Origin of the sequence: Gordonia sp. ABKF26 (assembly GCF_041103195.1) — a bacterium.
GTDB classification, from domain to species: domain Bacteria; phylum Actinomycetota; class Actinomycetes; order Mycobacteriales; family Mycobacteriaceae; genus Gordonia; species Gordonia terrae.
In genome coordinates this window covers 2124041-2138809 of the sequence record NZ_JBGCVZ010000003.1, presented here as the reverse complement: position 1 = coordinate 2138809, position 14769 = coordinate 2124041, and the positions used below count along the sequence as shown (strand labels likewise).

General features: G+C 70.7%; 9 protein-coding genes. 2 read left to right on the top strand and 7 right to left on the bottom strand.

Annotated elements, in window-relative coordinates:
- Nucleotides 1-82: 82 nt before the first annotated feature.
- Both AB4Z55_RS09920 and AB4Z55_RS09915 read right to left on the bottom strand, forming a co-directional pair.
- Nucleotides 83-3472, bottom strand: coding sequence for an ATP-dependent helicase (locus AB4Z55_RS09920; RefSeq protein ID WP_369519639.1), 3390 nt, complete (start codon nt 3470-3472; stop codon nt 83-85).
- Entirely contained in the window at nt 3465-6893 is a 3429-nt protein-coding gene (locus AB4Z55_RS09915) for an ATP-dependent helicase (protein WP_369519638.1), read from the bottom strand. The genes AB4Z55_RS09920 and AB4Z55_RS09915 overlap by 8 nt, the downstream gene beginning before the upstream one ends.
- 114 nt (nt 6894-7007) lie before the next feature.
- On the opposite strand from AB4Z55_RS09915, the gene AB4Z55_RS09910 reads away from it, so the two are divergent.
- Together AB4Z55_RS09910 and AB4Z55_RS09905 are read left to right on the top strand one after the other, a co-directional pair.
- On the top strand, nt 7008-7784 hold the full coding sequence (locus AB4Z55_RS09910) for an alpha/beta fold hydrolase (RefSeq protein ID WP_369519637.1): 777 nt from the start codon (nt 7008-7010) through the stop codon (nt 7782-7784).
- Between the two features lie 62 nt (nt 7785-7846).
- The gene (locus AB4Z55_RS09905; RefSeq protein WP_239404023.1) at nt 7847-8149 is read left to right on the top strand and encodes an MGMT family protein; all 303 of its coding nucleotides are present in this window, start codon (nt 7847-7849) and stop codon (nt 8147-8149) included.
- Nucleotides 8150-8157: 8 nt separating this feature from the next.
- Here the strand turns inward: AB4Z55_RS09905 and AB4Z55_RS09900 are convergent, their stop codons facing one another.
- Genes AB4Z55_RS09900 through AB4Z55_RS09880 form a run of 5 tightly spaced genes read right to left on the bottom strand, consistent with a single transcriptional unit; the run spans nt 8158 to nt 14674 of the window.
- Nucleotides 8158-8901 (bottom strand): sirohydrochlorin chelatase, encoded by a 744-nt coding sequence (locus AB4Z55_RS09900; protein WP_064570860.1) that lies wholly within the window; start codon nt 8899-8901, stop codon nt 8158-8160.
- A 17-nt stretch (nt 8902-8918) separates the two neighbouring features.
- On the bottom strand, nt 8919-10103 hold the full coding sequence (locus AB4Z55_RS09895; protein ID WP_033206084.1) for a uroporphyrinogen-III synthase: 1185 nt from the start codon (nt 10101-10103) through the stop codon (nt 8919-8921).
- A gap of 5 nt (nt 10104-10108) precedes the next feature.
- Nucleotides 10109-10519: a nitrite reductase small subunit NirD gene (nirD, locus tag AB4Z55_RS09890; protein WP_172622109.1), complete on the bottom strand. Its 411-nt coding sequence runs from the start codon at nt 10517-10519 to the stop codon at nt 10109-10111.
- A 26-nt stretch (nt 10520-10545) separates the two neighbouring features.
- The gene (gene nirB / locus AB4Z55_RS09885; RefSeq protein ID WP_369519636.1) at nt 10546-13131 is read right to left on the bottom strand and encodes a nitrite reductase large subunit NirB; all 2586 of its coding nucleotides are present in this window, start codon (nt 13129-13131) and stop codon (nt 10546-10548) included.
- 37 nt (nt 13132-13168) lie between these two features.
- Entirely contained in the window at nt 13169-14674 is a 1506-nt protein-coding gene (locus AB4Z55_RS09880; protein WP_369519635.1) for a nitrate/nitrite transporter, read from the bottom strand.
- Nucleotides 14675-14769 lie beyond the last annotated feature (95 nt).

Below are 14769 nucleotides of genomic sequence, written 5' to 3'. Positions count from 1 at the left end.
AGTTCGCTCACACGCTGCAATGTAGCCCACCACGGCGCCCCACAACTCATCTGGCGGGACTCCCCTCGCGTCACGGGCCGGCTCATCGGGCGAGCTTGGCGGCGAGGGTCGCCTCGTCGGGCAGGTCGTCGGCCTCCAGCGTGTGCCCGTCGCGCACATAGTGGAAGGCGGCCCGGACCTTCGTCGCCTCCACCCCGGCCAGCTGCGCCCACGCCAGGCGGTACGCGGCGAGCTGGATGAACAACGATTCCCGGCGGGCGGGTTCGGGGATCACACCGGTCTTCCAGTCGACGACCGTCCACGAGCCGTCCTTCTCGGCGAAGACCGCATCGATCCGTCCACGCACCACGATCCCGCCGATGACGGTCTCGAAGGGCACCTCCACCTCGGTGGGACTGCGATTCGCCCAGGGCGAGGAGAGGAACGCCGCCCGCAGTTCCTCGAGATCGGCGTCCGGGCTCGCGGTCGCGTCTGCGGCACCGGGTAATTCGTCGATGTCGAGGAGTCTGGTCGCGCCGAACCACCGTTCCACCCACGCGTGGAACGCGGTGCCGCGCCGAGCCATCGGGTTGGGCCGGAACGGCGTCGGGCGGCGCAACCGACGGGCGAACTCGGCTTCGTCGGCGTCGAGTTCGACCAGCTGGCTGACGGACAGGTGGGTCGGCAGCGACACCTCGACGAGCGCCTGATTCGCCTGGTGATGCTCGGCGAGCAGGGCCGACACCTCGGCCTCCCAGGCACCGATCTCGTCCGCCGGATCGGCCGGAGGCGTGGTCGCGGTCGCCGAGTCGACGGCCGGTGCGTCGAACAGCGCGGGCGCTGCGCGGGTGGCGATGGCGTCGGTGACCAGGTCGGCCGCGCGCTGCACCGAGTCGCGGCGGCCGCCGAGCGGATCGCGCGGCCACGGTGCTGCGATCGCACGCTCGGCCAACGGATTCGGGCTGTCCGGCTCCGGCGGCGGCGTGCGCACCGCGATCGACAGCCCGGTCGAGTCGACACTCGGGTCGGTGATCGCCTCGTCGATGCCGACCATCAGCTCGTCGAAGAAATCCGAGCCGCCGCGCGGCTTGTCGCCGGTCTCCGACCAGTGGTGCGCCGAGATGAGCAGATCGTGCCGAGCGCGGGTGAGCGCCACGTACAGCAGCCGCCGATCCTCTTCGAGGCGACGCTCGCCGATCGCGGCCTTGTGGTCGGTCAGGGCGTCCTCGAGTTGTTTGCGGTCGGCGACCGTGTCGATCGTCAGGATCGGAAACCCTTCCGGCGCACCGTCGGCCGCCTCGGCCGGGATGGCCAGATCACCGCGCAGGTCGGCCGGGAGCTCGCGTGCACTGCCCAGCCACGTGGTGTCGGCCTTGGCGCTGGGGAAGATCCCCTTCGCCAGGTGCGGTATCGCGACGACGTCCCATTCGAGTCCTTTGGCCGCATGCACGGTGAGGATCTGTACGCGCTGTTCGGCCACCTCGATGCGCCCCGGCTCCAGACCCTTCTCGATCGTCTCGGCGGCGTCGAGGAACGCCAACAGGCCGGGCAGGTTCGCGCCCGGGCGATCGGCGTAGTGGCTGACGTAGTCGGCGAAGGCGTCGAGATGTTCCCGGCCGGTGATCGCGCCCCGCATGCGGCGCGCCCGGATCTGGGCCTCGACGCCGACCCCGATCGTGTTCTCCACGTCGGCGACGAGTTCGGGGAGCGGCTGTCCGATCCGACGCCGCAAGGACTCCAGCTGCGCACCGAACGCCCGGATGCGCGCGTACCCTTCGGGGCTGTAGTCGGTGGGTTCGCCCGGATCGACGACGGCGTCGGCGATTCCCGCCCGGTCCACGATCTCGGTGGGCAGCACGGCGTCGAGTGCCGCGTCGAGCGCCTCTCGGCTGGTGACGACGCCGCCCGCCTCGGCGAAACTCTCCGCCGCGAGAGTGGTGGCCCGGCGCCACAGCGCGGCGAGGTCCTTGGCGCCCAGCCGCCAGCGGGCCCCGGTGAGCAGACGCATCACGGCGGTCCCGGCCATCGGGTCGGCCATCACGCGCAGGGTCGCGACGATGTCCTCGATCTCCGGGACGTGCAGCAGACCGCCGATGCCAACCACCTCGGTGGGGATGCCCCGGCTCTCGAGTTCGGCGGCCAGCGGTGCCGAATCCTCGTTGCGCCGCACCAGGATCGCGGTGGTCGGCGGTGCCTCGTCCGCGGCCTGGGCCGCGCGGTAGCGTTCCTCGATCGCATCGGCGATGACGTTCCGTTCGTCGACGACGGTCTCGGTCAGCGCGATCGTCGCCGTGCCGTGGGGGGCGTCGGGACGGGGCCGGAGCACGCTGACCGGGATCCCGCGGCGTCGGAGCTCCTCGGAGATCTGATTGGCCAGCCGCAAACCCTGGGCCGCGTTCCGCCAGCTGGTGAGGAGCTCCAGGCGACGGGCGGGAGTCCCGTCGGGACGCGGGAAGTCGCGGGCGAACCGCGGCAGGTTGGCCGCGGAGGCACCCCGCCACCCGTAGATGGACTGGATCGGGTCGCCGACCGAGGTGACCGCGACCGGGGCGCGCCCGTGCCCGCCGAACAGCGTCGACAGCAGCACCCGTTGCGAGTGACCGGTGTCCTGGTACTCGTCGAGCAGGACCGCGCGAAACGCGGTGCGTTCGGCGGTGACGACCTCGGGGTTGGACACCACCAGCCGTGCCGCGAGTGACATCTGGCTGCCGAAGTCGAGCGCGGACTGCGCCCGCATCGTCTCGCCCAGCGCGATCACCATCGGGATCAGCTCACGCCGTTCGTCGATGACCTCCTGCACCTTCAGCAGCGCCTGCGTCGGCTTGTCGCGCTGTTTGGGACCCTTCGGAAGGGTGTCGACGAGCTCGTACAGCGTCGAACCCGCCTGCGCGAGGTCGGTGATGTCGACCAGGTGCTCCGACATCTCGCCGTACAGTTTGAGCACCGCCTCGGTGACACTCGCCGGCACCTTCTTGGTGTTCAGTTCGCCCGGCCACGCGGAGACGAGTGAGAACGCCAGCTGCCAGAGCTCGGTCTCGGTGAGCAGTGTCGACGACGGTTCGACCGGCAGGAGCAGCCCGTAGTCGGCGATCAGCCGCCCGGCATAGGCGTGGTAGGTGCTCACCTCCGGATCGGCACCGCGTAGCCGGGCGGCCAACGCGCCGTCGGGATCCCAGTTCCGCAGCGCCGGCGACCCGGCGAGCATCGAGAGGCGCCGCCGGATGCGGGCGCCGAGTTCGCTCGCGGCCTTGCGCGTGAACGTGAGTCCGAGGATCTCGTCGGGGGCCACGAGCTGGTTGGCCACCAGCCACACCACGCGCGAGGCCATCGTCTCGGTCTTGCCCGCACCCGCGCCGGCGACGACGAGCATGGGTTCCATCGGCGCCTCGATCACCGCGACCTGCTCGGGCGTGGGGTCGGGCAGTCCCAGCGCGGCCGCCAGCGACTTCGCCCCGACGATCGGCCGGTCGATCCGGTCCTGCAGATCAGTCATCGGTCACCGCCTTCCCCGGGATCTGTGCGGGACAACTCGTGGTGAGAGTGCAGTGCACACAACCGGGATTGGGTGTCGCGCTGTACGTCGGTCCGACGCTGGCCCGGGCCGCGCGGCGTACCACCCCGATCCACTCGTCGAGCAACTCCGGTGTCAGCGGCGACTGGACGCGTTCGGCCGCACCGGAATTGCGGTTCGCGGTCGACACGTAGACCAGTCGAGCACCGCCGGGCGGGGTGTCGCCGAACTGCGGCACCCCGCCGTGCGCCAGCGCCACCTGATAGGCCGCCATCTGGGCGTGCTCGTCGGCGTCGGCCTTGGTGATCGGCGTCTTGGAGGTCTTGACGTCGACCACGACCGGCCTGCCCTCGGCATCGGTCTCGAGTCGGTCGACGCGTCCGCGGAGGCGGACCTCGAGCTCGTCGGGGCCCGCGGTGGGGTCGGCGGGAATGGTTGCGTCGACGGGCAACTCGACGCCCACCTCCTCGAGTTCGGAGCGCGAGATGCGCAGCCACTCCCGGAAATGCCCGAGCATGCCCTCGGCGCGCTCGAGTTCGCGGGCCGAGTACCAGCCGGCACCGGTGTCGACACGTTCCCAGATGTCGCGGAGCGCTGCGGTCACCTCGGCCGGATCGAGTTGGCCGGCGACCGCCTGGACGAGCGTGTGCACGAGGCTGCCGGTCAGTGCCGGGGTGCCGTCGCCGTCGCGCCCGCCGTTGCGTTCGAGAACCCACCGCAACGAACAGCGGGTCAGCGCATCGACATTCGACGGCGAGAGGGTCAGCGGACCCGACTCCGGCGTCCACAACGGAGCGTCGGTGCTGGGTGCGGCGAGCCCGAACCAGTCGCGCGGATGCGCACCCGGGATGTCGGAGTCGGCGAGTTCGGCCAGCAGACGCGCCGCGGCCGTCGTCCGGGGCGCATCGGGTTCGTCGGCGCCGGCGATCACCGCCGATCGCAGCGTCGCGACCAGTGAGGGCAACGAGAGCACCCGGTCGACGCCGGGGTCGAGCCGGACCTCGGCGCGGGCCGACTCCGCCGGATCGTCGGGATCGCCGACCAGATCCGCGAGTTCGGTGATGAAGCGCGACGGTGACGCGTCCCCGCTGCCGTCCTCGACCGCGGTCACGAGCAACCGGCTACGGGCCCGCGTGCACGCGACGAGGAACAGCCTGCGCTCGTCGGCCAGTGCGGTCGCCCCGCGGGCGACGGTGTCCACGGCGTCGGCGTCCATGCCGTCGAGGATGTCGACGAGTTGTCCGGTGGCCAGAACGCCTCCGCGACTTCGCAGCGACGGCCACAGCCCGTCCTGGACGCCCGCGACGGCGACGACCTCCCATTCGCGTCCCACCGCGGCGTGTGCGGAGAGCACCGTCACCGATTCGGTTGCCGCCGTGGCCGTCCGGCTGTCGCGCGGGATCTGCAGCTGGGACAGGTAGTGCACGAACCCGGCCGGCCCGGCCGCGGGCAGCGTGTCGGTGAAGTCCGCGGCGGACTCGAACATCGCCATGACCGCGTCGAGGTCGCGGTCGGCCTGCTCGCCCGCCGGGCCGCCGCGAACGGCCGATGCCGCCCACCGCCGCTCGAGCCCGGTGGCCTGCCACGCCGCCCACAGGGTCTCCTCGATCCCGCGCCGCGCGTCGTGCACCCGTTGGGCCGCGCCGACGACGTCGAGCACGCGCGCCAGCGGCATCGCCTCGGTCTCGGTGAGTCGGCGACGGTAGCGCGCGCCGACCTCGGGGTCGAGGATCGCGCGGGTCAGGGACGTGAGCGAATCCGGTTGTCCCGCCGGGTCGTCGGCGTCGTCGAGGCGGCGCACACCGCGTCGTAACCGGCGCATCGATCCCGGATCGGCCGCACCGATCGGACCGGACAGCAGCGTGAGCGTGTCCTCGGTGGTGAAGTGGTCGAGCGTGTCGGTGGAGTGCGCGTCCGGCGAAGCCGGGCTCGCCGCACGCGCGGCGACCGCGCGCAGCACCAGCATCAAACCGATGACGGCACGTTGCCGATGCAGCGGCAGGTCACTGGCGGGCGTCGTCAGGGGTACGCCCGCGGACCGGAAGGCCCGTCGCAGCGGCGGCAGCGCCAGCGACACCGACCGGACGACGACCGCCATCTGCGACCACGGCACCTCGTCGAAGAGATGGGCACGCCGCAGCAGGTCGGCGATGGCGGTGGCCTCCTTGGCCGCGGACCCGTACACCCGCACGGCGGCCGCGCCGCCCCCGTTCGCGGGGCCCGACCCCTCCGACTCCGGCTCGGCGGCATCCACATCGGTGGCCGGCCGGGGATAGGGATGCGGGCGGGCGCCGGGCAACCGGGCGGCGATCGCGCGTCCGAGCCGGGACAGCTCGGGCCGGGACCGGAAGTCGTCCTCGAGGAGGATGTCGAGCGGGCTGCCCGGTTCGGCCAGCCCGTCGGCGAAGCGCGGACTCGCACCCCGGAACCCGAACACGGACTGGTCGGTGTCGGCCGCGATGATCGTCGAGAGGGTTCCGGTCCCGACCAGCGTGATGAGCTGCGCCGCTTGCGGATCGAGATGTTGCGCATCGTCGACCAGCAGGTGCCGGATGCGGCGGCGCTCGCCGCTCAGCAGGTCGGGATCGGTGGCGAACGCCGACAGCGCCGAACCGATCAGCTCGGCCGCGTCGACCGCGGGTGCCGAGGCACCCGGCGTCTCGAGACCGACCGCCCCGCGCAGCAGCATGTTCTGCTCGTACTGGGCGTACGCGCGAGCGGCCGCGGTCCACTCCGGCCGCTTGTGTGTACGTCCCAGCGCGGCAAGCTCTTCGGGGCCCACGCCGCGTTCGGCGGCGCGCATCATCAGGTCGCGCAACGCCTGGGCGAAACCGTCGGTGCCCAGCGCGGGCCGCAGGTGAGCCGGCCAGTAACCCGCGCCGTCCTCGATGTCACCGGCGAGGAGCTCGCGCAGGACGACGTCCTGTTCGGAGCCCGTGATGAGCCGCGGCGGCGGATTGTTGTGGGCCTGGGCCTGCAGGCGCAGGATCGCGAAGGCGTAGGAGTGCACGGTCCGCACGAGCGGCTCGCGCAGCGCACCGCCGAGAACCCGGCGGCCGCTCGATCCGGCGGACAGGACGCGCCGGGTGATCTCCTCGCGCAGGGCGACGGCCGCGCGCCGGCTGGACGCCAGGACGAGAACGGACTCCGGATCGGTGTCCGGGTCGAGCAGTCGGGCCACCGCGGCGTCGACGATCAGCGCAGTCTTCCCGCTCCCCGGACCGCCGTGCACCCGTACCGGACGCCAGGCCTGTTCCTCGTCGGCCGGGCGGCTCGTGGGCGGCTCGATGACCTCGGCCACCGCAGGCGGCCAGTGCCGGGGACGATCCGTGGAGTCGGGGGCCGCGACAAGTCGCGCGAGCAGCGCGCTGCGCGGGGTCTGGGCACCCGGTCTCCGACTCATGCACCCATCGAATCACGGCCCACCGACGCTCTCGGCGGGGCGCCGCCACCTGCGTCGGTTCCCGTCCGCCACCTGCATCGGTTTCCGCCGGGGGCCGTACGGCAGGATGGACGGGTGGCAGCTCTCAACACCCATGTCTTCGGCAGCGGTCCTGCGGTTCTCGCCATCCACGGGCTCACCGGCCACGGCCTTCGCTGGGCAGCGCTGGCCGACCACCTCCCCGGTGTCCGGCTCGTCGCACCGGACCTGATCGGTCATGGCCGGTCACCGTGGCGCCCGCCGTGGAGCATCGAACACCAGGTGCGGGCGCTGTCGGCGGTGATCGACGACCACATCCCCGCCGACGAGCAGCCGGTCGTCGTCGTGGGGCACTCGTTCGGCGGCGCGCTGGCGCTGCACCTGGCCAACCGCCGCCCGGACGCGGTCAAGGGCCTGGTGCTGCTCGATCCCGCGCAGGGCCTCGACCCCGAGTTCGCGCTCGAGGTGGCCACCGACAGTCTCGACAACTGGGACTACGCCGACGCCGAGGCCGCACGCTCGGCGAAACGTGCCGAGGGCTGGGCGGCCGTTCCCGACGCGCTCATGGAGAGCGAGCTCGCCGAGCACCTCGTCCCCCGGCCGCGAGGGCGGGTCGGCTGGCGGGTCAGCGCCCCGGCCGCCGCGGCGTCGTGGAGCGAGATGGCAAGACCCGCAGTGCTTCCGCCACCCGGCACACCAACCCATGTGGTGGTCGCCGATCAGGTCCAGCCGCCGTTCGTGCGGCCGGCCTTCCTGGATGCCTGCGCAAGCGAACGCGGCACCGAGGTCACCGTCCACCACGCCGACTGCGGGCACATGGTGCCGTTCCTCGAACCCGGGCTCAGCGCCACCCTGATCCGATCGCTGCTGTAGCGCGGATCATCCACGCGGCTCGCCGAGTCGGGCCCGACGAGAACGACGGGAGGTCTGCGCCGATGGCGGCCATCACCGAGGAGCAGGTGGAACGGGTCCGCGCACTGGTGTCGGCGATCCCGGTGGGGCAGGTGAGCACCTACGGCGACCTGGCCGTGGCAGCCGGATTGTCCAGTCCCCGGATCGTGGGCTGGATCATGCGGACCGACACCGCCGACCTGCCCTGGCACCGCGTGGTACCCGCCGGCGGCCGGCCGGCACCCCACCTCGCGACCCGGCAGCTGGAACGCCTACGGGCGGAGGGTGTTCCGATCACCGACGGGCGGATCCGACTGCGGGAGTGCCGCTGGGACCCCTCCGCCTGAGGGGTTGCCTACCTCAGACGCGCCGCGGCGGTCCGCCGATACGGACTGATCGCCGCGCGCATCCGCGTCACGATCAGGTCGACGATCCGCGGGTCCGGCCCCAGCGGTGCGGCCACCGCGTCCGCACCGTAGGTGTTCAGCCGCTGATGGAACAGGCCCGGTGCGAGGAGATGGCTCGCGATCACGACCCGGCGACCCGTTCGCCGCGCTCGTTCGACGGCGTCGGGCACACTGGGCGTCGCTGTCGTGATGAACCCGACCTCGACTCGCCCGCCGATGAGCGATTCGAGCTGCCGGGCCGCGAGATGCACCTGGCCACAGGCACTCTCGTCCGACGAACCCGCAGCGGCGAGCACGACCGCGTCGCCCGGTTCCCAGCCCGCTTCGGCCAGGCGGAGTCGCGCGACCGCGGCGATGGCCGGGTCGGGTCCGAGCGCCCGGGTGACCACGGTGTCCTCCCGGCCGGCGGCCGCGACGTGTTCGGGTAGGTCCTTGCGGACGTGGTAGCCCGAGGCGAGGAACGCCGGGACCAGGACGGCGGGGCGATCCAGGTCGGCGATGACCTCGCTCGGTGTGGGCCCGAGGACGTCGACGAACGCGGTACGGGTGAGACCGATCCGGTCGCTGACGGCCTCGGCGATCTGGGCGATGACCGAGACCCCGTGGGGATTGCGGGTCCCGTGCGCGACCAGGACCGGGCTGTACCCCTGTAGACGGTCGCCGTGCGGAAGCCGTACATGGTTGTCGTGCATGTGTTCTCGCTCCTTCCTCACTCGTCTTCGGCGTCGTACTCGAGGTCGACGGCGAGTCGGTAGCCCCGTTTGACCACGGTCTGCACCATCTTCGAATCCCCCAGCGCGGCACGGAGTCGCGCGACGGCGACCTCGACCGCATGGGTGTCGGAGCTGTCCCCGGGCAACCCCGCGAGCAGCTCCTGGCGGGAGACCACGCGGCCGGGGTTACGGGCCAGCAGCTTGAGCAGGAGAAGACTCGTCGCCGACATCTCGCGGAGCTCGCCGTCGACAACCACGGCCTGTCCGCGGATGGCGGTGTCGTGACCGGCGACCCGCAGCAGATGGCTGCGGCGCGGCAGTTCGTCGGTGATCAGCCGCGCCAGCGCACCGAGCCGGAACCGGCGCGGGTAGATCGTGGGGATCTGCAGTGCCTCCAGCGGACTGGCGGTCACCGAGCCCACACACATGACCGGCACCGCGGTCCGCAACGCATGGACGAACTGCTGCAGCTTGCCCAGCTCCTTGGCGCGGGTCAGGATCGATGCCGCCGCCGGCGCACTCGTGAAGGTGATCGCATCGAGATCGCCGCGGAGCACCGCCGCGATCATCTTGTCGATGCGCGCCACGTCGGGATGCATGTTCCAGCGGTACACCGGGATGGGCACCACCTCCGCACCGGCGGCGCGCAGAACCGTGCAGAAGTCCGGCAGCGGCTCCCATTCGCTGGTGGCGCCGTGCAACTGCACGGCGATCCGGACGCCCTCGACGCCCTCCTCCAGCAACCGGTCGAGCACCTCCGAGGAGGACTCGCTCTCCGGCGACCACTCCTCGCGCAGACCCGCCGCCCGGATCGCACCCTTGGCCTTCGGGCCGCGGGCGATCAACCGGCTCGCGGACAGCGCCCGCAACACGGCTTCGGCGTTGCCCCAGCCGTCGGCGGCCTCGACCCATCCGCGGAACCCGATGCCGGTCGTCGCGACCATCACCTCCGGCGGGTTCCCGATCAGTTCCTCGGTCACCCGCTCGAGCTCGGTGTCGTCGACCAGCGGCAGGATGCGGATGGTCGGGGCGTGCATCACCTCGGCACCGCGTCGTTCCAGCAACACCGCGAACTCTTCGGCGCGCCGGGCCGCGGTGATGCCGATGGTGAATCCGGCGAGTGGCAGCGGATCCGCTCCCGGGGGGCCTGAGCCGGCGGGGTCTGCACCGGTGGGGGTCATGGTGTTCACGCCGGGAAGTACACCTCGACGATGCGGTTGCTCACGCGTACTCCGTAGCTCGGGACCGACACCGTCTCGTCGTCCAGGCAGAGTCCGGTCCGGAGCGCGAAGACCTGCTTGCCCAGCGGCGAGGCGACGGTGGGTTCTCCCCCGCGGTCGCCGGTGAGCCCCCGCGACAGAACCGCGGCACGGCCGAACGGATCGATGTTGCCGATGGCGTACAGCCGGGAGCGGCCCGGTGCCGCCTCGCGGTCCGACTCGGCCGCGGGCAGCCGGAACAGGGCGGCCTGGACGCCGTCGGGACCGAGCACGGCGACCCCCCGTCCGACGATCAGATCGTCGATGGAACAGGCGCGCACCCAACTCCCCTCGCGCACCCCGACGGCGGTACCGGTGGGTGTGGTCTCTGCGGACATGGTGTCGGCCTCCCCTGGCGCGATGGTCATGTGGGCACTCCTTCTCTCACCGGTGCGGTGCTCGACGCTCCCGGGCTCGACACGTCTGCTCCCGGGCGGACCGACGGCATGTCGAGCAACACCGGCGCCTTCCGTTCGTGGTCGGCGAACCGGATGGTCGGGTCGACGACATCCGGCGCGTTCACGAACGACACGAACCGCTTGAGCTTGTCCTCGTCGGCGAGTACCGCCGCCCACTCGTCCTGATAGCCGCCGACGTGGCGGGCCATCGCGTCCTCGAGTTCGGCGGCGAGGCCGAGGCTGTCCTCGCAGACGACGTCCTTCAGATGGTCGAGGCCACCTTCGAGCGACTCCAGCCACGGCGCTGTGCGCTGCAGTCGATCGGCGGTTCGGATGTAGAACATGAGGTACCGATCAATGTAGGCGACGAGGGTCTCGTCATCCACTCCGCTGGCGAGCAGGACCGCGTGCTTCGGGCTCTGGCCGCCGTTGCCGCCCACGTACAGGTTCCAGCCGTGCTCGGTGGCGATCACGCCGACGTCCTTGCCCCGGGCCTCGGCGCATTCACGGGCACACCCCGACACCCCGAACTTGATCTTGTGAGGCGAGCGCAGACCCCGATATCGCTTCTCCAGCAGCACTGCCATGCCGACCGAGTCCTGCACGCCGTACCGGCACCACGTCGAACCGACGCAGCTCTTCACCGTCCGCAGACTCTTGCCGTACGCCTGGCCCGATTCCATCCCGGCGTCGACGAGGCGCCGCCAGATCTCGGGCAGCTGGTCGACGCGCGCCCCGAACAGGTCGATGCGCTGGCCACCGGTGACCTTGGTGTACAGCCCGAAGTCGCGGGCGATCTCGCCGATGACGATCAGCTGTTCGGGGGTGACCTCGCCGCCGGGCATCCGCGGCACCACCGAGTACGACCCGTTCTTCTGCATGTTCGCCAAGAAGTGGTCGTTGGTGTCCTGCAGCGCGGCCTGCTCGCCGTCGAGGATGTGCTCGCTGGAGGTCGACGCCAGGATCGACGCGACCGTCGGCTTGCAGATCTCACATCCCAGGCCGGTGCCGTATCGCTCGATGAGCTCGGAGAACGTCCGGATGCCCGTGACCGCGACGATCTCGAACAGTTCGGCGCGCGACTGGGCGAAATGATCGCACAGCGACTTGCTCAGTTCGACCCCCGACGCGGCGAGCAGCTGCTTGATGCTGGGCAGGCAGCCGCCGCACGTGGTGCCGGCCGAGGTACAGCCTTTGACCGCGGCGATGTCGCACGCCCCGTCGGCGATCGCCGAGCAGATCGAACCCTTGGAAACCCCGTTGCACGAGCAGATCTCCGCGTCGTCGGGCAGTGCGTCCATACCGACCGCCGCACCGCCCTCGGGTGCGATGAGCGCCGCCGGGTCGCCCGGGATCTCTCGGCCGACCATCGGCTTGAGCATGGCGTAGGCCGATGCGTCGCCGACGAGGATGCCGCCGAGAAGCGTCTTTGCGTCGTCGCTCACGACGATCTTGGCGTACCTGCCGGCGACGGCGTCGTGATAGGTGATCTCGAGCGCGTTCGCGGTGGCGCCGAATGCGTCCCCGAAGCTGGCGACATCGACGCCGAGGAGCTTGAGCTTGGTGGACAGGTCGGCACCGGGGAACTCCGACGTGCCGCCGAGCAGACGGTCGGCGACCACCTCGGCGGTCGAGTACCCGGGGGCGACGAGGCCGTAGCAGCGGCCCTCCACGGCCGCGACCTCGCCGATGGCATAGATGTTCTCGTCATCGGTGACACAACCGGTGTCGACGAGCACGCCGCCCCGCTCACCCACCGCCAGTCCCGATTCCCGCGCCAGCTGATCGCGCGGCCGGACACCCGCCGAGAAGACGACCAGCGAGGCGTCGATCGTGGATTCGTCGGACAGCGTCACCCGCAGGCCACCGCCTTCGGCGTCGGCGATCTCCGATGTCCCGACCCCGGTGTGGACCTCGAGTCCGAGATCGGTCACCAGGTTCTTCAGGATCGCGCCACCGCCCTCGTCGACCTGCATCGGCATCAGGCGCGGGGCGAACTCCACCACGTGCGGGGTCATCCCCATGAGCTTGAGGGCGTTGGCCGCCTCGAGCCCGAGCAGCCCACCGCCGACGACGACGCCGGTCGCCCCGGGACCGGCCGCCTCGGCCGCGGCCCGGATGTCGTCGAGGTCGTCGAGGGTGCGGTAGACGAAGCACCGGTCGTTGTCGTGCCCGGGAACCGGCGGGACGAAGGCGTAGGAACCGGTCGCGAGAACCACGGCGTCGTAGTCGATCTCCCGGCCGCCCGAGGTGACGACCCGCCGCGCCTCGCGGTCGATGCCGGTGACGGTCTCCCCGAGATGCGTCACCACGTGGTCGTCGCCGGCGTACGTGTTGCCCTCGAGTGCGAGTGAATCCCTCAGCCAGGCACCGACATACGAGGACAACCCCACCCGGTCGTACGCCGGGTCGATCTCCTCGCTGACGATCTCGATCCGCCACCGGTCGGTCGCGTCACGCGCGCGGAGCGCCTGCACGAAGCGGTGACCGACCATGCCGTGGCCCACCACCACCACTGTCTTGGTTGTGCGCGTTGCGGTTTCGCTGTTCACTGCTTTTGACTCCCTTGCCTCGCCGGACCCGTGCGGATCAGGCCAGCGCTTCGTTGGTTGCCTGCTTGTCGGTGCCCTCGGACGCGACACCGGTCGGTGCGCCCTCGTCGCCGGTGGAAGCCCCACCCTCCGGGGTGCCGGCCACCGACAGATCGGTGGTCTCCGCGAGGACGATCGGGCGTCGGGCGTAGAACCACCAGGTCACGACCGCCGCCAGGACGTAGAAGAGCATGAACACCCAGAAGGCCATCGTCGCCGACTTGTTGGTCTGGTAGCTGGCCCGCAGCACCAGGTTGATACCCACGCCGCCGAGACCTCCTGCTGCACCGGCGATCCCGATGAGAGCGCCGGACATGCTCCGCGACCACTTCGTCTTGCCGAGTGAGTTCAGTCCACTCTGCGTCCGCGCCTTGTGCTCCCAGATGGTCGGGATGATCTTGTAGACCGACCCGTTGGCCAGGCCCGACAGCAGGAACAGCAGGATGAAGCCGATGATGAAGGCCGTCAACGTGGCGCCGGTGATCGTCTTGCCGTTGTTGTCGGCGATCGTGCCGGCGACGACGAGGATCGCCGCGGAGAAGACCATCGCGATGAAGGTGTACAGCGTCACCTTGCCACCACCCACGCGATCGGCCAGCTTCCCGCCGTAGGGGCGGATGACCGACCCCAGCAGCGGGCCGATCCACACGATCTGCGCTGCCGCCAGCGCCGGCTTCGCCACTCCGGCCTCGGTGAAACTGATGTTGAGGACCTGGCCGAAGGCGAACCCGAAGCCGATGAAGGAACCGAACGTGCCGATGTAGAGCAGGCAGATGAGCCACGTGTCGCGGTACTTGAGGCAGTCGATCATCGCCCGACCGCTGGCCGTCTGGTGGTCCAGGTTGTCCATGTAGATGGCGGCACCGATGCCGGCGACAGCCAGGGCGACGAGGTAGATGGCGCACACGATCTCCGGCTGGTCGGCGAAGAGCCAGATGACCAGCAGACCGATGACCTGGACGACCGGCACGCCGATGTTGCCGCCGCCCGCATTGAGGCCCAGGGCCCAACCCTTGAGCCGCTGCGGGTAGAAGGCGTTGATGTTGGTCATCGACGACGCGAAGTTGCCGCCACCGAAACCGGTGATGGCCGCGACGGCGAGAAACCAGCCGAACCCGAACTCGCCCGGGTTCATCATCAGCATCATCGTCAGCCCGGTGGGGATGAGCAGCACGACGGCGGAGAAGATCGCCCAGTTGCGCCCGCCGAACCGGGCGGTGGCCTGGGTGTAGGGGATCCGCAGGCAGGAACCGACCAGGGTCGCGGTGGCGGCGATGACGAACGTCTGGTCCATGCTGATGCCGTACTCGGGGCCCATGAACAGGGCCATCACCGAGAAGAGCGACCAGATCGAGAAGCCGACGTGCTCGCAGATCACCGACCAGATCAGATTGCGTTTGGCGATCGCGGCGTTGCCGTTGTCCCAGGCGACCCGATCCTCGGGATCCCAGTCGGTGATGGTGTGGTCGCGTTTCAGGTTGGCTGTGAGGTCTGCGAATGCCAAGGCTCCGCCTCCGATGGTTGCTGGTCTACGTGGTGTCACTGCCGTGCACGGGGCCGGACGTGCAGTGGTGGCTGTCGTGGAAGACGCCGACACCG

Excerpts from the sequence above, each read along its gene's own strand:
- AB4Z55_RS09920 (WP_369519639.1), bottom strand. The coding sequence starts at position 3,472 with ATGACTGATCTGCAGGACCGGATCGACCGGCCGATCGTCGGGGCGAAG.
- AB4Z55_RS09915 (WP_369519638.1), bottom strand. The coding sequence starts at position 6,893 with ATGAGTCGGAGACCGGGTGCCCAGACCCCGCGCAGCGCGCTGCTCGCG.
- AB4Z55_RS09905 (WP_239404023.1), top strand. The coding sequence starts at position 7,847 with ATGGCGGCCATCACCGAGGAGCAGGTGGAACGGGTCCGCGCACTGGTG.
- AB4Z55_RS09900 (WP_064570860.1), bottom strand. The coding sequence starts at position 8,901 with ATGCACGACAACCATGTACGGCTTCCGCACGGCGACCGTCTACAGGGG.
- AB4Z55_RS09895 (WP_033206084.1), bottom strand. The coding sequence starts at position 10,103 with ATGACCCCCACCGGTGCAGACCCCGCCGGCTCAGGCCCCCCGGGAGCG.
- nirD (WP_172622109.1), bottom strand. The coding sequence starts at position 10,519 with ATGTCCGCAGAGACCACACCCACCGGTACCGCCGTCGGGGTGCGCGAG.